Annotated in this window: 15 protein-coding genes; 8 read left to right on the forward strand and 7 right to left on the reverse strand. The window is 61.9% G+C overall.

The window, feature by feature from the left end; all coding sequences use genetic code 11:
* Positions 1 to 93: 93 nt before the first annotated feature.
* The 4 genes from DCO48_RS01865 to DCO48_RS01880 all read right to left on the reverse strand — a co-directional run bounded on the left by DCO48_RS01865 (position 94) and on the right by DCO48_RS01880 (position 4,502).
* Positions 94 to 2,337 carry an Orn/Lys/Arg decarboxylase N-terminal domain-containing protein gene (locus DCO48_RS01865; protein WP_116548927.1) on the reverse strand — a complete coding sequence of 748 codons (2,244 nt, stop codon included), beginning with the start codon at positions 2,335 to 2,337 and terminating at the stop codon, positions 94 to 96.
* Positions 2,338 to 2,422: 85 nt separating this feature from the next.
* On the reverse strand, positions 2,423 to 3,166 hold the full coding sequence (gene dnaQ / locus DCO48_RS01870) for a DNA polymerase III subunit epsilon (protein WP_116549014.1): 744 nt from the start codon (positions 3,164 to 3,166) through the stop codon (positions 2,423 to 2,425).
* A 98-nt stretch (positions 3,167 to 3,264) separates the two neighbouring features.
* Positions 3,265 to 3,711, reverse strand: coding sequence for a ribonuclease HI (gene rnhA, locus DCO48_RS01875; RefSeq protein ID WP_116548928.1), 447 nt, complete (start codon positions 3,709 to 3,711; stop codon positions 3,265 to 3,267).
* Between the two features lie 8 nt (positions 3,712 to 3,719).
* Entirely contained in the window at positions 3,720 to 4,502 is a 783-nt protein-coding gene (locus tag DCO48_RS01880; protein WP_116548929.1) for a class I SAM-dependent methyltransferase, read from the reverse strand.
* A 79-nt stretch (positions 4,503 to 4,581) separates the two neighbouring features.
* Between DCO48_RS01880 and gloB the strand changes: the two genes are divergently transcribed.
* The 8 genes from gloB (at position 4,582) to fabI (ending at position 15,207) form a co-directional block, all read left to right on the forward strand.
* A complete protein-coding gene (gloB, locus tag DCO48_RS01885; protein WP_116548930.1) occupies positions 4,582 to 5,361 on the forward strand; it encodes a hydroxyacylglutathione hydrolase in 780 nt (259 codons plus the stop codon).
* Between the two features lie 99 nt (positions 5,362 to 5,460).
* Positions 5,461 to 6,888 (forward strand): LysM peptidoglycan-binding domain-containing protein, encoded by a 1,428-nt coding sequence (locus DCO48_RS01890; RefSeq protein ID WP_116548931.1) that lies wholly within the window; start codon positions 5,461 to 5,463, stop codon positions 6,886 to 6,888.
* Positions 6,889 to 7,006: 118 nt separating this feature from the next.
* A complete protein-coding gene (locus tag DCO48_RS01895; protein ID WP_218276114.1) occupies positions 7,007 to 8,839 on the forward strand; it encodes an extracellular solute-binding protein in 1,833 nt (610 codons plus the stop codon).
* Positions 8,836 to 10,686: an extracellular solute-binding protein gene (locus DCO48_RS01900; RefSeq protein ID WP_116548932.1), complete on the forward strand. Its 1,851-nt coding sequence runs from the start codon at positions 8,836 to 8,838 to the stop codon at positions 10,684 to 10,686. The genes DCO48_RS01895 and DCO48_RS01900 overlap by 4 nt, the downstream gene beginning before the upstream one ends.
* Before the next feature lies 1 nt (position 10,687).
* Positions 10,688 to 11,761 carry a microcin C ABC transporter permease YejB gene (locus tag DCO48_RS01905; protein WP_116548933.1) on the forward strand — a complete coding sequence of 358 codons (1,074 nt, stop codon included), beginning with the start codon at positions 10,688 to 10,690 and terminating at the stop codon, positions 11,759 to 11,761.
* 1 nt (position 11,762) lies between these two features.
* A complete protein-coding gene (locus DCO48_RS01910; RefSeq protein WP_116548934.1) occupies positions 11,763 to 12,782 on the forward strand; it encodes an ABC transporter permease in 1,020 nt (339 codons plus the stop codon).
* A 1-nt stretch (position 12,783) separates the two neighbouring features.
* Entirely contained in the window at positions 12,784 to 14,394 is a 1,611-nt protein-coding gene (locus DCO48_RS01915; RefSeq protein WP_116548935.1) for an ABC transporter ATP-binding protein, read from the forward strand.
* Between the two features lie 18 nt (positions 14,395 to 14,412).
* Positions 14,413 to 15,207 (forward strand): enoyl-ACP reductase FabI, encoded by a 795-nt coding sequence (fabI, locus tag DCO48_RS01920; RefSeq protein WP_116548936.1) that lies wholly within the window; start codon positions 14,413 to 14,415, stop codon positions 15,205 to 15,207.
* Positions 15,208 to 15,333: 126 nt separating this feature from the next.
* On the opposite strand, the gene DCO48_RS01925 is transcribed toward fabI, so the two are convergent.
* The 3 genes from DCO48_RS01925 to lon all read right to left on the reverse strand — a co-directional run bounded on the left by DCO48_RS01925 (position 15,334) and on the right by lon (position 20,215).
* Positions 15,334 to 17,205: a SurA N-terminal domain-containing protein gene (locus DCO48_RS01925; protein ID WP_116548937.1), complete on the reverse strand. Its 1,872-nt coding sequence runs from the start codon at positions 17,203 to 17,205 to the stop codon at positions 15,334 to 15,336.
* A 191-nt stretch (positions 17,206 to 17,396) separates the two neighbouring features.
* The gene (locus tag DCO48_RS01930) at positions 17,397 to 17,669 is read right to left on the reverse strand and encodes an HU family DNA-binding protein (RefSeq protein WP_038613039.1); all 273 of its coding nucleotides are present in this window, start codon (positions 17,667 to 17,669) and stop codon (positions 17,397 to 17,399) included.
* Positions 17,670 to 17,815: 146 nt separating this feature from the next.
* On the reverse strand, positions 17,816 to 20,215 hold the full coding sequence (gene lon / locus DCO48_RS01935) for an endopeptidase La (RefSeq protein ID WP_116548938.1): 2,400 nt from the start codon (positions 20,213 to 20,215) through the stop codon (positions 17,816 to 17,818).
* Positions 20,216 to 20,319: the final 104 nt, after the last annotated feature.

Raw genomic sequence — 20,319 nt, forward strand, 5'->3', positions numbered from 1 at the left:
AGCATCTGGGGACGTGAGCGACATTCAAACAAGATGTAACGAATTACGCAGAGGTGCCCATTTCCCGGTGGCCGCCGGCTCACACATAAAGCCCTATTCGATGACACAATCCACGGTGTATACCCCGCCCTCCTGCTGCAGCCCATGCACATCGGCCACGAACCCCGCAAAGCCAGTGTCGAAGGCCCGGGCAAACGCCAGGTAGTCGATGATCGCGCGGGTCGCCTCGGTAAAGCGCTCCCCCGGCATGATCAGTGGAATGCCTGGCGGATACGGCACCAGCATCACCGCCGCGACCCGCCCCAGCAACTGCTCGATCGGCACCGCCTCGACCTCGCCGCGCACCAGCTTGTCATACGCATCGCCGGGCTTCATCACCACCTCCGGCAAGCACGCATACAAACATTTGAGCTGCTTGGCTGTGGCATTGCTGCGGTAGCAGCCGTGCAGTTGGTCGCACAAATCCCGCAACCCGAGGCCCTGATAGCGCACCGGATCAACCTGCGCCACACACGGCAGGCTCTGCACCAGAGCAGTGTTGGCGTCGTAGTTGCGCTTGAACTCCAGTAACTCGGTCAACAACGTGCTCCACTTGCCCTTGGTGATACCCATGGAGAACAGCACCAGGAACGAATACAGCCCGGTCTTCTCCACCACCAGGCCGCGCTCCCAGAGAAACCGGCTCACCACCGCCGCCGGAATTCCCGTTTCACCAAGGCTGCCACCTGCCGCAAGCCCCGGCATCACCAGGGTCACCTTGATCGGGTCGAGCACTACGTAGTCCTCGGCCAACTCACCAAAGCCATGCCATTGCGCCGAAGGCTGCAGTAACCAGTCTTCGGTCGCCGTGCGCTGCACGCCCTCCACCTGCGGCGGCTGCCAGATGCTGAACCACCAGTCGTGCGGGGCGATGTGCTCGCGCAGGTTGGCCAGCGCCCGGCGGAAACTCAGCGCCTCGTCGAACATCTCCTGCATCAGCGAGCGCCCGGCCGGACCTTCCATCATCGCCGAGGACACGTCCAGCGAAGCGAGGATGCTGTACTGCGGCGACGTCGAGATGTGCATCATGAACGCTTCGTTGAAACGGTCGCGATCCAACTGCCGCGCGCCGCCATCCTGCACATGGATCATCGACGCCTGACTGAATGCCGCCAGCAACTTGTGCGTGGAGTGCGTGCTGAACACCAGCGGGCTGTCGGCGCTGCGTGAAGTACCCATGGCGTAACGCCCGGCAAAGAACTCATGAAACGCCGCATAGGCATACCAGGCCTCGTCGAAGTGCAGCACCTCCACGCTGTTGCCCAGCATCTGTTTGATCAGCTCGGCGTTGTAGCACAAGCCGTCATAGGTGGAGTTGGTGACCACCGCCAGCTTTACTTTCGGCGGCCGCCCCCTGGCCAGCGGATTCGCCGCCAGCTTGGCCTGGATCGACTCGCGGCTGAACTCGCTCAGCGGAATCGGCCCGATGATCCCCAGTTCATTGCGCTCGGGGCACAGGTACAGCGGAATCGCCCCGGTCATGATGATCGCGTGCAACACCGACTTGTGGCAGTTGCGATCCACCAGCACCAGGTCGTCACGACCCACCATCGAATGCCAGACGATCTTGTTCGCGGTGGAGGTGCCGTTGATCACGAAGAAGGTGTGGTCGGCACCAAAGTTCTTCGCCGCGCGCGCTTCGGCTGCCGCCAGCGGGCCGGTGTGGTCGAGCAATGAGCCCAGCTCAGGAACCGAGACCGAGAGATCGGAACGCAAGGTGTTCTCGCCAAAGAACTGATGAAACGCCTGGCCTACCGGACTCTTGTGATAGGCCACCCCGCCGCCATGCCCCGGCGTATGCCAGGAATAGTTGGACTGCGCCGTGTGCTGGACCAAGGCGCGGAAAAAGGGCGGCAATAGACCATCGAGGTAGCCGTGCGCAGCGCGCGCCACCTGCCGGGCCAGGAACGGCACGGTGTCTTCGAACAGATAAAGGATGCCGCGCAACTGGTTCAGCTCGCTCATCGCCTCGGCCGGAGCGTTTTCCAGGGTGACCTGTTCGCCCAGGGCAAAGATCGGCAAGTGCGGGGCGCGCAACCGTGCCAGACGGATCAGCTCGACCATGTTCTGCAACAGGTGGGTATTTTCGCCGGCGCCCTCGGCAGCAATCAGCATGCACGCCAGGCCATGGTGGGTGGCAGCGACCAGTCGGCCCTCGGCATAATCCACCGCCGATAACAGGCTGAAACCGTCCTGGGCGAGCTCCTGGGCAATACCGCGCACGCGGTCGCCCGCTACGCTATCGACTTTGATGTCGCGGTGAACGATGAGAATGGGGAACTTGAGGTCCTTGTACATAAGTGACAGCACCTTCCGAACGGCAGACTCTGGGGCCTTTGTGTTCAGGGTAGAAGGTTGCTGTCACCACGCCGGGTGAATTGCCTCAGCCAGCGTCGTTCAACTGCTGCCAGAGTGCCGGGCCACCGGCAGACTTGGCCACTGCCTCCAGCCGCGCGACATGCGCTTCAAGCTCCAGCGCATCGGCCAGAATGATCCGGCCAGGCTGGCGCGACGCTGGCAGACGGCGAATTTCGCTGCCCTGATGACGCTTGCCATCCCCTTCGCCTTCGCCATTGCCGGCCAGCGACAGGCTGGTCTGGCCACCGGTCATGCTCAGGAAGACGTCGGCCAGCAACTCGGAGTCGAGCAAGGCGCCGTGCAGTTCGCGGCCGGAGTTGTCGACACCGTAACGCTTGCACAAGGCATCCAGGCTGTTGCGCTGACCCGGGTGACGCTCACGAGCCATCAGCAGGGTATCGAGAATCTCGCAATGCTGCGAAATGTCGGCCCGCTCATGTTGGCCGAGCAAGGCGAATTCGTTGTTGATGAAGCCAACGTCGAACGCCGCGTTGTGGATGATCAGCCGCGCGCCCTGGATGAACTCGAAGAACTCATCGGCGACTTCGGCGAAGCGTGGCTTGTCGACCAGAAATTCGTTGGTGATACCGTGAACGCCGATGGCGCCCTCGTCACTCTCGCGATCCGGTTGCAGGTAAACGTGAAAGTTACGCCCGGTGAAGCGTCGGCCCATCAGCTCGACACAGCCGATCTCGACAATCCGGTGGCCGTCGGTGACCGGCATACCGGTGGTTTCGGTATCCAGCACCACCGTTCGGTTGTTTTGCATCTCCACGCCGGTGATCTCCTGCCGCGTACAGCTTGAACATTGAAAGCGGAGAATTTTACCTCAACCGGCTCGGGATAGGGGGATTCAGCGCATGCACCTCAGCGCTGCTTGCGCAGGTCGTCGACGCCACGATTGGCCAACTGGTCGGCACGCTCGTTACCGGCATGGCCAATGTGCCCGCGCACCCACTTCCAGGTGACCTTGTGGCGGTTGACCTGCTCGTCGAGTTGCTGCCACAGGTCGGCATTCTTTACCGGCTCCTTGGCGGCGGTTTTCCAGCCGCGCTTCTTCCAGTTGGTCATCCACTCGGTGATGCCCTTCATTACATACTGCGAGTCGGTGACCAGCAGCACTTCGCACTCGCGCTTGAGCGCTTCCAGGCCCTTGATCGCGGCCATCAGCTCCATGCGATTGTTGGTGGTATCGCGCTCGCCGCCCCACAGTTCCTTTTCCACGCCCTTGCAAACCAGCAAGGCGCCCCAGCCGCCCAGGCCGGGGTTGCCCTTGCAGGCGCCATCGGTGTAAAGCTCGACGCTATCGCTCATGTACAGCCTTATTCTTCAGTAAAGGGTCTGCCTTCGGGATGCGGCGCGCGCCGGTTGACCTTGGCCATCGGCAGCGGCAGCAGCTTGCCCATCGGTTCGCGGCGCGCCAGGCGCAACGGCCGCAGGCCAACCACCATCTTGCGTGCCACCAGCAGGTAGACACCGCCACCGGCACCTTGCCAGCGCCCGGCGAACCGCTCCCAGCCGGCCAGGCGAGACTGCCAGGCGGGCGAGGCAAGCGGCGGACGATAGCACCCGAAGCGGCGTTTCTCCAGCGCGAAGCCGAGCAGGTTGAGCCAGTCACCAACCCGCGATGGCGAGATGCAGCGTGCCTTGCGCAGGCCGCTGCGGGTAAACAGCCGGCGCAGGCCCCAGCTGCTCCACGGGTTAATGCCGACGATCAGCAGGTGCCCACCGGGGCGCACGCTGCTGGCCGCCTCGCGCAGCAGGCCATGCGGCGACAGGCTGAAGTCCAGGCCATGCTGCAGCACCACGACGTCGGCGGCGTGTTCGCTCAACGGCCAGGCCTGCTCTTCGCAGACGATCTCCACTCCCGGCAGCGGCGCCCCCAGGCGCACGTTGCGCTGGACCTGCGGCGCGGTGGGCGGCGCCTCGGCGCAAGGCCCGTAATGCACCAGGTAACCACCGAAGTAGCGCCCCAGTTCTTCTTCCAGCAAGCGCTGCTCCTCTTCGAGCAGCAACTGGCCCAGCGGGCCGGCGAACCAGTCGCGCGCCTGGCTGATCAGTTCAAGCCACTGCGGATCGGCCTGGGCGAAGGCTTGATCGGTCATTGCAGTCTCCCGTGAAGGTTCTCGACGAACCGCATAGCTACTAAGATGCACCCATGTCCACCATTTGGCGAATCGCACCATGATACAGATCGATGCCCTGCCCGCTTTCACCGACAATTACATCTGGTTGTTGCAAGACACCGACAACCAGCGCTGTGCGGTGGTCGATCCGGGCGATGCGGCACCGGTGCTGGCCTGGCTCGAACGTCATCCGGGCTGGCACTTGAGCGACATCCTGGTGACCCACCATCACCACGACCACGTCGGCGGTGTCGAGCAGCTCAAGGCTAAAACCGGCGCGCGCATCTGCGGTCCGGCCAACGAGCGCATCCCTGCCCGTGACCTGGCCCTGGACGACGGCGCCCAGGTCGAGCTGCTGGGCCTGACCTTCCAGGTGCTGGCGGTACCCGGTCACACCCTGGGGCATATCGCCTATTACTGCGGCGAGCAGCCTACCCCGCTGCTGTTCTGCGGCGACACGCTGTTCGCCGCCGGTTGCGGCCGTTTGTTCGAAGGCACCCCGGAGCAGATGCACCATTCGCTGGAGCGTCTGGCCGCGCTGCCGGCGGCGACGCTGGTGTACTGCACCCACGAATACACCCTGAGCAACCTACGTTTTGCCCGCGCAGTGGAACCGCACAACCCGCACATTGCCCAGCGCTTCGACGAAGTTACCCAATTGCGCGCGCAGGATCGCATCACGTTGCCTTCCAACCTGGCGCTGGAGAAGCTCACCAACCCCTTCCTGCGCACCGGCGAAACATCCGTTAAAGAAAAAGCAGACGAACGGACCGGCCACCTAAACCCTACTCAAAGTGCTGTTTTTGCAGGGCTACGCGCTTGGAAAGATACGTTCTAAACAGCCTCGGCTAGGTACGCAAAGTTCTGAAAGGTTGACCAAGGGGGGGCCACTTTCTAGAATCGCCCGACATTTTTGCCCGGAACTTTGTCCTAGCCAATGTCGTCTCCTAGCCGCAGAACCTTCAATTCCGTCGCCCTGACGCGTCTGGCCCAAGCCACCGCGCTGGCCCTGGCAGCCACCTTGGTGGGCTGCCAGAGCACCCGTCAGATCGACGAATCCGAGAGCGTTCGCGCGCACAACAGCCAGGCGCGGATCAAGCACAAGCCAGTCTTCGTCAAGGCAGCACCGGCAGAAGAACAGGCACCTCAGGATGTCTGGGAGCGCATGCGCCAGGGCTTCCAGTTGCAGGATGGCATCGCGGTCAACCCGCGCATCGAACAGCAACGCCTGTGGTTCGCCAGCAACCCTTCGTTCCTCGAAGGCGCCGGCGATCGCGGCAGCCTGTACATCCACTACATCGTCGAGCGCCTTGAAGAACGCGACATGCCGCTGGAACTGGCACTGTTGCCAGCCATCGAGAGTGCCTACAACCCGATGGCCTACTCACGGGCCCATGCGGTGGGCCTGTGGCAGTTCATCCCATCCACCGGGCGCTACTTCAACCTGCGGCAAACCCGCTTCTACGATGGCCGTCGCGATATCACCGCGTCGACCAACGCTGCGCTGGACTACCTGACCCGCCTGCACGACATGTTCAACGGCGACTGGTTGCTGGCCCTGGCTGCTTACAACGCCGGCGAAGGCACGGTCAGCCGGGCCATCGAGCGCAACGAGCGCCTCGGCCTGCCAACCGACTACTGGAACCTGCCGCTGCCACAGGAAACCCGCGACTACGTGCCCAAGCTGCTGGCCCTGTCGCAGGTGGTGTTGACCCCGCAGGCCTACGGCGTGAACCTCAACCCGATCGCCAACGAACCGTACTTCGAAGTGGTCGAGATCAAGGACCGCCTCGATCTGTCGCGCGTCGCCGCACTGGCCGAAATCGACGAAGACGAACTGTTCCAGCTCAACCCGGCGTTCAAGAAGCGCATGACCGTCGACGGCCCGCAGCAACTGCTGGTGCCGACGGCCAAGGCGCAGTTGCTGTCCGCCAGCCTGTCGAACATGAAGCCGGAAGAGCTGCTCAGCCTGCAGCCGAAAAAGGCCGTGTTCGAAGCGGCCCTGGCCGAGGCCAGCCCAGACGCCGTGCGCAACAGCCGCTACCGGGTCAAGCGTGGCGACAACCTCGGCAGCATTGCCAAGGCCAACAAGGTCAGCGTTAGTGACCTGAAGCGCTGGAACAAGCTGTCCGGGCACGGTCTCAAGGTCGGCCAGACCCTGGTCATGCAAAGCGCAAAGCCGGCAGCCTCGGCCGTCGCCAGCAACAAGCAGAAGTCCACCCAGTACAAGGTCAAGAAAGGCGACTCGCTGTACCTGGTAGCCAAGCGTTTCAACGTTGAAATGCAGCACCTCAAGCGCTGGAATCCACGCAGTGGCCAGGCGCTGAAGCCCGGGCAGACGCTGACCGTCTACCTGCCGCACTAAATTCGCCGCGCCGGCATGCGTGCCGGCGCCGCGAACCGGTCAAGACGGCCCTTTTTCCTGCCGATACAAGCTGTTACTGTAGCCGCCACAAAGCCCAAGCCTGGATCGGATTGCCGACTTGATACGTCCCCTCCTGTTGCTGTCATTCAGCCTGGCCTTGAGCTTTCCCGCGGGCGCAACAATCAGCGAAAGTCACGGTTACGCCCAGTTCGGCACGCTCAAGTATCCAGCCAAATTCACCCACTTCGATTGGGTCAACCCGCAAGCACCGAAAGGTGGCACCTTGCGCGCCATGGCATTCGGCACCTTCGATACGCTCAACCCCTACACGTTCAAGGGCACCAGCCCGGTGACCACGCCGAATTTCCTGCAATACGGCGTGAACGAGCTGAACGAAACCCTGATGGTCGGCACCGGCCAGTACGACCCCTCGGGCGATGAGCCCACCTCCAGCTACGGACTGATAGCTCGCTCGGTGGAATACAGCGAAGACCGCAGCTGGGTGGTGTTCAACCTGCGCCCGGAAGCACGCTTCCATGATGGCCGACCGATCACCGCCGCCGATGTGGCGTTTTCCTATCGCACGCTGCTCAAGGAAGGTCACCCGATCTACCGCACCAACCTGCAGGAAGTGAAACGGGTCGACATCCTCAATGCCAAACGTATCCGCTTCGTGTTCAAGCGTGCCGGCAACCCGCTGCTGATCCTGCGCCTGGGCGAGATGCCGGTACTGCCGGCGCACTACTGGAGAAACCGCGACTTCCAGGCCACCACCTTCGAGCCGCCGCTGGGCAGCGGACCGTACCGCATCGCCCAGGTTCAGCCGGGCCGCCGCCTGGTGTTCGAACGGGTCAAGGACTGGTGGGGCAAGGACCTGCCGGTAAACGCCGGCAAGTACAACATCGACCGTGTCGAGTACGAGTTCTACCGCGACGCCGATGTCGCCTTCGAGGCGTTCAAGGCCGGCGAGTTCGACATCTATATCGAGCACCAGGCGAAGAACTGGGCCAACGGCTACACCTTCCCGGCCGTGCGCCGTGGCGAGGTGATCAAGGCGCAGATCCCGCACAAGATTCCGACCCAGACCCAGGGCCTGTTCATGAACAGCCGCCGCGCCGCCTTCGCCGATGTGCGGGTGCGCCAGGCGCTGGGGCTGATGCTGGACTTCGAATGGACCAACCGTGCGCTGTTCAGCGGCGCCTACCAGCGCGCCACCAGCTACTATCCGAACAGCGAGTTCGCCGCCAGCGGGGTGCCGCTGGGCAAGGAATGGCTGTTGCTGGCGCCCTACCGCGAGCAACTGCCGGCCAACCTGTTCAGCCAGCCCTACAGCGTGAGCCACACCGATGGTCGCGGCATCGGCCGGGACAACCTGCGGCGCGCCCTGGAACTGCTCTCCCAGGCCGGCTGGAAGCTCTCTGGGCAACGCCTGCAGAACAGCACCGGACAGCCACTGAAGATCGAACTGCTGCTGGTCAATCCGAACCTGGAGCGCATCCTGCAACCTTACGTCGAAAATCTGGCCAGCATCGGCATCGATGCGCGCTTGCGCACTGTGGACCGCGCCCAGTACAAACAACGGCTCGATCAGTTCGACTTCGACATGATCCTGATGACCCTCAACCAGACGCTCAGCCCGGGTCTTGAGCAATGGCTGTATTTCCATTCGAGCCAGGCCACAACCAAGGGCAGCAAGAACTACGCTGGGGTCAGGAGCCCGGTGGTCGACCACCTGCTCGAAGCCCTGCTCGGCGCGCAGAGCCGCGACGACCAGGTGGCGGCGGCCCGCGCCCTGGACCGCGTCCTGCTATGGCAGCACTACATGATTCCCAACTGGTATCTCGACTATCACCGCCTGGCCTACCGCAAGCGGTTGGCCTTCGTCACCACGCCGCCCTATACGCTGGGGCTCAATAGCTGGTGGCTCAAGCCTTCGGAGAACGCCCAATGATGCCATTGCCTCGCTTGCGCCTGATCGCTGGCGGCCTGTTGCTGGCGAGTCTGAGCCTGCCGGCCCTGGCCGCGCCGGAACACGCTGTGACGCTGTACAACGAAGCACCGAAATACCCGGCCAACTTCAAGCATTTCGAGTACGTGAACCCCGATGCGCCCAAAGGCGGGACCTTCCGCCAGAACGGCTTCGGCGGTTTCGACAGCCTCAACCCGTTTATCAGCAAGGGCGTGCCGGCCGACAACATCGAGCTGATCTACGACACCCTGGCCCGGGCCAGCCTGGATGAGCCATTCACCGAATACGGCCTGATTGCCAAGCAGATCGAAAAGGCACCGGACAACAGCTGGGTACGCTTCTACCTGCGTCCCGAGGCACGCTTCCAGGATGGCCATCCGGTTCGCGCCGACGACGTGGTGTTCACCTTCAATACCCTGATCAAAAGTGGCGCCCCACTCTACCGCGGCTATTATGCCGACGTTGCCGAAGCGGTCGCCGAAGACCCGCTGCGCGTGCTGTTCAAGTTCAAGCACAACAACAATCGCGAGCTGCCGCTGATCCTCGGCCAGTTACCAGTGCTGCCCAAGCACTGGTGGGAAGGCCGCGACTTCACCCGCGGCAATCTGGAAATCCCGCTCGGCAGCGGCCCGTACAAGGTTACCGAGGTCAAGCCGGGGCGCTCGATCCGCCTGGAGCGCGACAAGCAGTACTGGGGCAAGGACCTGCCGATCAACCGCGGTTTCTACAATTTCGACGTGATGACCGTCGACTACTACCGCGACAACACCGTCGCCCTCGAGGCATTCAAGGCCGGGCAGTTCGACTACTGGCTCGAAACCAGCGCGAAGAACTGGGCGACGGCCTATAACACCCCGGCAGTACGCGAGGGCCGCCTGATCCGCGAGGAGATTCGCAACGGCACCCCTACCGGCATGCAAGGCTTCGTCTTCAACCTGCGCCGCCCAGTGTTCCAGGATGTGCGCGTGCGTCAGGCGCTGAGCCTGCTGCTGGACTTCGAATGGACCAACAAGCAGCTGTTCAACGGGGCCTATTTGCGCACCGGCAGCTACTTCGAAAACTCCGACATGGCGGCCAAGGGCCTGCCCAGCGCCAATGAGCTGAAGATCCTCGAACCGCTGCGCGGCAAGATTCCCGAGCAGGTCTTTAGCAGCGTCTTCAGCAACCCGGTCACCGACGGCAGCGGGATGCTCCGCGAGCAGCAGCGTCAGGCCTACAAGCTGTTGCAGGAAGCCGGTTACAGCATCAAGGACGACAAGATGGTAGATGCCCAGGGCAAACCGCTGACCATCGAGTTCCTGCTGGCACAGACCGAGTTCGAGCGCGTCCTGCTGCCCTACAAGCGCAACCTCGCCGACCTCGGCATCACCCTGAACATCCGCCGGGTCGACGTCGCCGAATACATCAATCGCCTGCGCTCGCGCGACTTCGACATGGTGGTCGGCGGCTTCCCGCAATCCAATTCGCCGGGCAACGAGCAGCGCGAGTTCTGGCAGTCGAGCAGCGCCGACAATCCCGGCAGCCGCAACTTCATGGGGCTCAAGGATCCGGCGGTCGACAGCCTGGTCGAGGGCCTGATCAACGCCGACTCGCGCCAGAGCCTGATCGACCACACCCGCGCACTCGACCGCGTGCTGCTGTGGGGTTACTACGTGGTGCCGAACTGGCACATCAAGACCTGGCGCGTCGGCTACTGGAACCACATCGGTCACCCGCAGACGCCGCCCAAATACGACATCGGCATCAACACCTGGTGGATCAAGCCCGACGTGACCCCGGCAACCCCGCTAGCGCCGAGCGACGCCGCCGCACCGGGCGAGGGGCAGTAGCATGCTGGCTTATATCCTGCGGCGCCTGCTGCTGATTATCCCGACCCTGTTCGGCATCCTGATCATCAACTTCGTGATCATCCAGGCCGCCCCCGGTGGCCCGGTAGAACAGATGATCGCCAAGCTCGAAGGCTTCGACGGCGCCACCAGCCGCATCGCCGGCGGCGGCGCCGAGGTCTCGGTGGCCGGCTCCAACTACCGTGGTGCACAAGGCCTGGACCCGGCCCTGATCAAGGAAATCGAGCAGATGTACGGCTTCGACAAGTCGGCGCCGGAACGCTTGTGGATCATGATCAAGAACTACGCCAGCCTCGACTTCGGCGACAGCTTCTTCCGCGACGCCAAGGTCATCGACCTGATCATCGAGAAGATGCCGGTATCGATCTCCCTGGGCTTGTGGAGCACGCTGATCATGTACCTGGTATCGATCCCGCTGGGGATCGCCAAGGCCACCCGCCACGGCAGCCCTTTCGACGTCTGGACCAGCTCGGCGATCATCGTTGGCTATGCGATTCCGGCGTTCCTGTTCGCCATCCTGCTGATCGTGGTGTTCGCCGGCGGCAGCTACCTCGACTGGTTCCCACTGCGTGGCCTGACCTCGAACAACTTCGACGAGCTGAGCACCGCCGGCAAGATCCTCGATTACTTCTGGCACCTGGCACTGCCGGTCACGGCACTGGTCATCGGCAACTTCGCGACCATGACCCTGCTGACCAAGAACAGCTTCCTCGACGAGATCAACAAACAGTACGTGATCACCGCCAAGGCCAAGGGCCTGAGCCGCAATCGCGTGCTCTACGGCCATGTGTTCCGCAACGCCATGCTCCTGGTGATCGCCGGTTTCCCGTCGGCGTTCATCGGCATCTTCTTCACCGGCTCGCTGCTGGTGGAGGTGATTTTCTCGCTCGACGGCCTCGGCCTGATGAGCTTCGAAGCCGCGATCAACCGCGACTACCCGGTGGTCTTCGGCACCCTGTTCATCTTTACCCTGCTCGGGCTGGTGGTGAAGCTGATCGGCGACCTGACCTACACCCTGGTCGATCCACGGATCGACTTCGAAAGCCGGGAGCAATGACATGGCCCTCTCTCCGCTCAATCGACGCCGTTTCGAACGCTTCAAGGCCAACCGCCGCGGCTGGTGGTCGCTGTGGCTGTTCCTGATCCTGTTCGGCCTGAGCCTGGGTGCCGAGCTGATCGCCAACGACAAGCCGCTGGCCGTGCGCTACGACGGCGAATGGTACTTCCCGGTACTCAAGCGCTACCCGGAGACCACGTTCGGTGGCGAGTTCCCGCTGGAAGCCAACTACAAGAGCCCATATATCCGCGAACTGCTGGCGCAGAAGGATGGCTGGGTACTCTGGGCACCGATCCCGTTCAGTTACCAGAGCATCAACTACGACCTGAAGGTGCCGGCACCCGCGCCACCCTCGGCACAAAACTGGCTGGGCACCGACGACCAGGGCCGCGACGTGCTCGCACGGGTGATCTACGGCTTCCGCGTGTCAGTCCTGTTCGCCCTCACCCTGACCATCCTCAGCTCGATCATCGGCGTGGTCGCCGGCGCTCTGCAGGGCTTCTATGGCGGCTGGGTCGACCTGCTCGGCCAACGCTTCCTGGAGATCTGGTCGGGGCTGCCGGTACTCTACCTGCTGATTATCCTTGCCAGCTTCGTCCAGCCGAACTTCTGGTGGCTGCTGGGGATCATGCTGCTGTTCTCCTGGATGAGCCTGGTCGACGTGGTGCGCGCCGAGTTCCTTCGTGGGCGCAACCTCGAATACGTGCGTGCCGCGCGCGCGTTGGGCATGCAGAACGGCGCGATCATGTTCCGTCACATCCTGCCCAACGCCATGGTCTCGACCATGACCTTCATGCCGTTCATTCTCACCGGCGCCATCGGCACCCTGACCGCGCTGGACTTCCTCGGCTTTGGCCTGCCGCCCGGCGCGCCGTCGCTGGGCGAACTGGTGGCCCAGGGCAAGTCCAACCTGCAGGCGCCCTGGCTGGGCATCAGCGCCTTCGCCGTACTGGCGGTGATGCTGAGCCTGCTGGTGTTCATCGGCGAGTCCGCCCGCGATGCCTTCGACCCGAGGAAATAACATGAGTCAGGACACCTTGATCGAAGTACGCGACCTGTCCGTCGAATTCGTCACCGGCGATCAACAACAGCGGGTGGTCGAAGGCATCAGTTTCGACATCCGCCGTGGCGAAACCCTGGCCCTGGTTGGCGAGAGCGGTTCCGGCAAGTCGGTGACCGCCCACTCGATCCTGCGCCTGCTGCCCTATCCGCTGGCCCGGCACCCGTCGGGGAGCATCCGCTACGACGGCAAGGACCTGCTGAACCTGGACGAGAAACAGATGCGCCACATTCGTGGCAACCGCATCGCGATGATCTTCCAGGAGCCGATGACCTCGCTAAACCCGCTGCACAGCATCGAAAAGCAGATCAACGAGATCCTCATGCTGCACAAGGGCCTGCGCGGCAAGGCGGCCACCGCACGCACCCTGGAGCTGCTGGAACTGGTCGGCATCCCTGACCCGGTCAAACGCCTCAAGGCCCTGCCCCACGAGCTGTCCGGCGGCCAGCGGCAGCGGGTAATGATCGCCATGGCCCTGGCCAACGAGCCCGAGCTGTTGATTGCCGACGAGCCGACCACCGCGCTGGACGTGACCGTACAGCTGAAAATCCTCGAATTGCTCAAGCAATTACAGGCCCGCCTGGGCATGGCGTTGCTACTGATCAGTCACGATTTGAACCTGGTGAAAAGAATTGCCCACCGTGTATGTGTCATGCAGCGCGGTTGCATCGTCGAACAGGCGTCGTGCGAGGAATTGTTCCGCGCTCCACAGCATCCGTATACGCAAATGCTGCTCGGCGCCGAACCCAGCGGCAAGCCCGCCCATAACCCGGTGGGGCCGCCGCTGCTTGAAGTCGAGGACCTGCGCGTCTGGTTCCCGATCAAGAAAGGCCTGCTGCGGCGTACGGTCGATCACGTCAAGGCTGTGGACGGCATCAACTTCAGCCTGCCCCAGGGCCAGACCCTGGGCATCGTCGGCGAAAGTGGTTCCGGCAAGTCCACCCTGGGCCTGGCGATTCTGCGGCTGATTGGCAGCCAGGGTGCGATTCGTTTCCAGGGCAAGCCGCTGGAGTCGCTATCGCAGCAGCAGGTTCGCCCGCTGCGACGGCAGATGCAGGTGGTGTTTCAGGACCCGTTTGGCAGCCTGAGCCCGCGCATGTGCGTGAGCGACATCGTCGGCGAAGGGTTGCGCATTCATCGGATTGGCACGGAGGCGGAGCAGGAACAGGCGATCATGGAGGCACTCAAGGAAGTAGGACTGGATCCGCAGACCCGGCACCGCTACCCTCATGAGTTCTCCGGAGGCCAGCGACAACGTATCGCCATTGCCCGGGCACTGGTATTGAAACCGGCGCTGATACTGCTGGACGAGCCCACTTCGGCGCTCGACCGGACCGTTCAGCGCCAGGTGGTGGAACTGCTGCGTACGCTGCAGACCAAGTACAACCTGACTTACTTGTTCATCAGCCACGATCTGGCGGTGGTCAAGGCGCTAAGCCACCAACTGATGGTGGTCAAGCATGGCCAGGTGGTTGAACAAGGTCCGGCGGCGGGTATTTTCACCGCCCCGCAACATCCCTATACACAGCAGCTGCTGGAAGCCGCATTTTTGGCCCCCACAGCTGTCGATTAACCTGAAGAGGAACAACACATGGGTTTTCTCGCCGGTAAGCGCGTACTGATCGTCGGTGTCGCAAGCAAACTGTCCATCGCATCCGGTATCGCTGCCGCCATGCATCGCGAGGGTGCAGAACTTGCCTTCACCTACCAGAACGAAAAGCTCAAGGGCCGCGTCGAAGACTTCGCCGCTGGCTGGGGCTCCAGCCCTGAGCTGTGCTTCCCTTGTGACGTCGCCAGCGACGAAGAAATCGCCAAGGTCTTCGAAGAACTGAGCAAGAAGTGGGACGGCCTGGATTGCATCGTGCACTCTGTAGGCTTCGCCCCGGGTGACCAACTGGACGGTGACTTCACCGACGCTACCACCCGTGAAGGTTTCAAGATCGCCCACGACATCAGCGCCTACAGCTTCGTGGCCCTGGCCAAGGCCGGTCGCGGCATGATGAAAGGCCGCAATGGCAGCCTGCTGACCCTGTCGTACCTGGGTGCCGAGCGCACCATGCCGAACTACAACGTGATGGGCATGGCCAAGGCCAGCCTGGAAGCCGGCGTACGCTACCTGGCTCGCAGCCTGGGCCCTGAAGGCACCCGCGTGAACGCTGTTTCCGCTGGCCCGATCCGCACCCTGGCAGCTTCCGGCATCAAGAACTTCCGCAAGATGCTCGACGCCAACGAAGCGCAAACCCCGCTGCGTCGCAACGTCACCATCGACGAAGTCGGCAACGCTGGCGCCTTCCTCTGCTCCGACCTGGCCTCGGGCGTGAGCGGTGAAATCATGTACGTGGACGGTGGCTTCAACACTACCGCCATGGGCGACCTGACCGAGTAAGTGGTCCGGTGATGGGAAAAAGGCCGCTGATGCGGCCTTTTTCTTTGCCTGCAGGACCCAGCAGGCTCGCACAGAACAAACAAAAAAGGCCGCATCAGCGGCCTTTTCTGTTCAAAGCGACACCCCTCAGTAACGAGTGATATCCGCCTTCGCTTCCAACTGCTTGCGGTACGCCGCGAAGTCCTGCTGGCCAGCACGCGAAGCGAGGAAGCGACGGTAGGCCGCCTTCTCTTCGTCGCTGGCCGCAGCGCCTTCGTTGACGCCGTTCAGGCGCAGAACAACAACGCTACCGTCGGCCAGGGTCACACTGCCGTAGGTCGGCTTGTCCTTGGCCTCAGGCTTACTCATGCGGAACAACGCCTGCAGGGCCGCCGGATCGATACCTTCCTGATTGCGGGTGACCGCTTCCTGGACATGCCAGCTCTGACCTTCCTGGCTTGCCGCCAGGGCAATCTTGCCATCGCGCAGGCCGGCAATCAGCGCTTCGCCCTTGGCTTTAGCCGTCGCCGTGGCTTGTTCCTTGGCCAGGTGCTTACGGATGCTGTCGGCGACCACGTCCAGACCCAGTTGCTCCGGCTTGCGGTGCTCCTTGGCGCGGATGACCACGACAGTTTCCGGATCCAGCTCGATCGCGGTGCTGTTGGAGCCCTCTTCCAGCACTTCGGTGCTGAAGGCGGCCTGCACCACGGCACGGTTGGCCGCTACACCGTCGCCACCTTCACGACCGAACGGTTCAGAGGTGTGCACCTTCAGACCCAGTTCCTGGGCCGGCTGGGCCAGGTCGGACGCTTCGAATGAGGAATCTTCCAGTTGCTTGGTCGCTTCGACGAAACGCTGCTCGACCTGCTGGGTTTTCAACTCACGGGTCAGCTTGTCTTTCAGGCTGGCGAAGCTCGGCACTTCAGGCGCCTGCACGTCCAGCAACTTGATCAGGTGATAGCCGTAGTCGGTACGTACCGGCGCGGAAACCTGGCCCTTGTTCAGCGCGTACAGCGCCTCTTCGAAGGTCGGATCGTAGACGCCCTGTCCGGCAAAGCCGAGGTCACCGCCGTTGTTGGCCGAACCTGGGTCCTGGGAGAACGCCTTGGCCAGTGCGGCGAAGTCTTCACCCTTGGCCAGACGCTGCTGGATCTCGTCGATGCGGGCCTTGGCCTGCGCGTCGTCCTGCTTGTCGTTGACCTCGATGAGGATGTGCGCTGCATGACGCTGCTCGGCCAGGTTGGCGATTTCTTTCTGGTACAGGGCCTGCAGCTCCTCGTCGCTGACCTTGACCTGATCGAAGAACGCCGACTTCTTCAGCTCGAGGTAGTCGATGACCACCTGATCCGGGCTCATGAATTCCTTGGCGTGCGCGTCGTAATGCGCCTTGACCTCTTCGTCGGTGACCTTGACCGCGGCCGGATCGGCCTTGAAGGTCAGCGAGGCAAAATCGCGGGTCTGCTTCTCCAGGCGGGCGAAGGCCTCAACCTGCGAGTCGGTAACAAAACCACTGCCGGCCAGGCCCGCACGCAGTTGGCCGATGAGCATTTCCTCGGCGAGCATGTCACGGAACTGCAGACGACCGTAACCCAACTGACGGATCACCTGGTCGAAGCGCTCAGGGCTGAACTTGCCGTCTACCTGGAATTCAGGCGTCTGCAGGATCACCTGGTCGAGGGCCGCTTCGGAGAAGGAGAACTTGGCATCTTGCGCACCCTGCAACAGCAGTTTGCGGTCGATCAGCCCCTTGAGTGCGGCTTCGCGCAGCATTTTTTCGTCAAGCAGCGCAGGGTCGAAATCCTTGCCCAGTTGCTGCATCAGCTGCCGACGTTGCATGTCGACTGCCTGGCTCAGCTCGTTCTGGCTGATGGTGTCGCCATTGACCTTGGCGGCATCCTGGCGATGGGTAGTAGCCTGAAAGATAGCGTCGAAGCCTGTCAGCGCCATCAGCGCGACGATGACACCGATGATGGTCTTGGCAATCCAACCTTGTGAATTGTCCCGGATATTTTGAAGCATGCTTCCCCCAGAAACGGCTGCACAAATGCAACAACCGCGGAGCGTGGGTAGAGTCCTGATAGAAGAAAGGCGCATCCGAGGATGCGCCTTCTCGTAACGTGCGTGGCAGACGGCATCGTTTGCGAAGCCCCTGCACTACGCTGTCGAGCCGGTAAACCTGGCTCGTAAGGCCGAAGCCCGAAAGAGACGACTTAGTTGACGGCTTCTTTCAGTGCCTTGCCAGCCTTGAAGCCTGGCTTCTTGGCAGCAGGGATTTCCAGGGTCTTGCCGGTTTGCGGGTTGCGGCCGGTGCGAGCTGGACGATCGGTAACGGAGAAAGTGCCGAAGCCAACCAGTACCACGGAGTCACCGGCCTTCAGGGCGCCAGTGACGGATTCGATGACTGCATCCAGCGCGCGGCCGGCAACAGCTTTCGGGATATCAGCAGAAGCGGCGATAGCGTCAATCAGTTCCGACTTGTTCACTCTAAGTCCCCTTATATCTCTATTGAGTTTGTTTCTAAGTATGTAATAAAAGCGAAGCTGGCGCTGGGTGGCCTATTGACACTTAATGCCGCTTTATAACAAGGGCCTGAAAATACTGTCAAGGAAGCCCCCCAGCCAAATGCGTACTAATGCGTGCTGATTCTTTCCTTGGAATCACCGTCGCGCTTTTCATCCTTGGCGACAATCTCCGGAGCCACATCTGGCAAGGGCTCCGGGGCGTATTGCAGCGCAATTTGGAGGACTTCGTCAATCCATTTAACAGGTTTAATCTGCAGATCCTGCTTAATATTGTCCGGAATTTCTTTCAGATCCCGCACATTCTCTTCTGGAATGATCACAGTCTTGATCCCACCACGGTGTGCTGCCAGCAGTTTCTCTTTCAAACCGCCAATCGCCAGCACCTGACCACGCAGGGTAATCTCACCGGTCATCGCCACATCGGCACGCACCGGGATCTGGGTCAACGCCGAAACCAACGCCGTGCACATGCCGATACCGGCACTTGGGCCATCCTTCGGCGTCGCCCCTTCCGGCATGTGGATGTGTGTGTCGCGCTTCTCGTGGAAGTCGAGCGGAATCCCGAGGCTGCGGGCACGGCTACGCACTACGGTCTGCGCGGCAGTGATCGACTCGACCATCACATCGCCCAGCGAGCCGGTCTTGATCAACTGGCCTTTGCCAGGGATCACTGCCGCTTCGATGGTCAGCAGCTCGCCACCCACCTGGGTCCACGCCAGGCCGGTGACCTGACCGATCTGGTCTTGCTGCTCGGCCAGGCCGTAGCGGAATTTACGCACGCCCAGGAAGTGTTCGAGCTGTTCGCCGCCAACCTTCACCGGCGCCTGCTGCTTAAGCCCGGCATGCTCCTTGACCACCTTGCGGCAGACCTTGGCAATTTGCCGCTCAAGGCTACGCACACCGGCTTCGCGGGTGTAGTAACGGATGATGTCGCGGATCGCCGAGGTGTCGATTTCCAGCTCGCCTTTCTTCAGGCCATTGGCCTTGATCTGCTTGGGCGAGAGGTACTTGACCGCAATGTTGATCTTCTCGTCCTCGGTGTAACCCGGCAGGCGGATCACTTCCATCCGGTCCAGCAGGGCTGGCGGGATATTCATCGAGTTGGAGGTGCAAAGGAACATCACGTCCGACAGGTCGTAATCGACCTCCAGGTAGTGATCGTTGAAGTTGTGGTTCTGCTCGGGATCGAGCACTTCCAGCAATGCCGATGCCGGGTCGCCACGCATGTCGCTGCCCATCTTGTCGATTTCATCGAGCAGGAACAGTGGGTTGCGTACACCCACCTTGGTCATTTTCTGAATCAGACGACCAGGCATAGAACCGATATAGGTACGCCGGTGACCGCGAATCTCGGCTTCATCACGCACGCCACCCAGGGCCATACGCACGAACTTGCGGTTGGTGGCGCTGGCAATCGACTCGGCCAGCGAGGTTTTACCCACGCCAGGCGGACCGACCAGGCAGAGTACCGGGCCACGAATTTTCTTCACACGCTTTTGTACGGCGAGGTACTCAAGGATGCGCTCCTTGACCTCTTCCAGGCCGTAATGATCGGCGTCGAGGATTTCCTCGGCCTTGGCCAGGTCCAGACGCACCTTGCTCTGCGCCTTCCACGGCACCTGAACCAACCAGTCCAGGTAGGAGCGCACTACGGTGGCTTCGGCCGACATCGGCGACATCTGCTTGAGCTTGTTCAGCTCGGCGGTAGCCTTGGCGAAGGCGTCTTTCGGCAGGCCGGCAGCATCGAGGCGCTTTTTCAGCTCTTCGACTTCGTTATGGCCTTCGTCGCTGTCGCCGAGCTCTTTCTGAATAGCCTTCATCTGCTCATTCAGGTAGTACTCGCGCTGACTGCGCTCCATCTGCTTCTTGACCCGACCACGAATACGCTTCTCGACCTGCAACAGGTCGATTTCGGCATCCAGCAGCGCCAGCACGTGTTCGACACGGGCACTGAGGTCGAGGATTTCGAGGATTTCCTGCTTCTGTTCGATCTTCAGCGCCATGTGTGCAGCCATGGTGTCGACCAGGCGGCCCGGCTCATCGATGCTGTTCAGCGACGACAGGACTTCAGCCGGGACTTTTTTGCCCAGCTGCACATATTGCTCGAATTGGGACAGCAGGCTGCGCACGAACACTTCGGATTCGCGGTCAGCGGTATCGGCTTCTTCGATCAGCACGACATCGGCACGAATGTGCCCGTCAACTTCGACAAAGCGCTCGACCGAACCACGCTGCTCACCCTCGACCAGCACCTTGACGGTGCCATCGGGCAGCTTGAGCAGTTGCAGTACGGTAGCGATGGTGCCTACGCGATACAGGGCATCTTCACCTGGATCATCATCGGCGGGATTCTTTTGAGCCAGCAGGAGGATCTGCTTCTCGCCGGTCATCGCGGCCTCAAGGGCTTCGATAGACTTCTCACGTCCCACGAACAGCGGGATAACCATGTGCGGGTAAACGACGACGTCGCGCAATGGCAAAAGAGGCAAGTCGAGGGTTGTCTTCATGATTTCGCCTCTACAGCGGCCTTATGGCCGTAAACCGATGGAAATTTGAGCGTGGAGTTAATGTGGGGGCAGCCCCATAAAAAAACAAGCGCTACGACAGGAAA

The organism is Pseudomonas sp. SDI (assembly GCF_003105155.1).
Lineage (GTDB): Bacteria > Pseudomonadota > Gammaproteobacteria > Pseudomonadales > Pseudomonadaceae > Aquipseudomonas.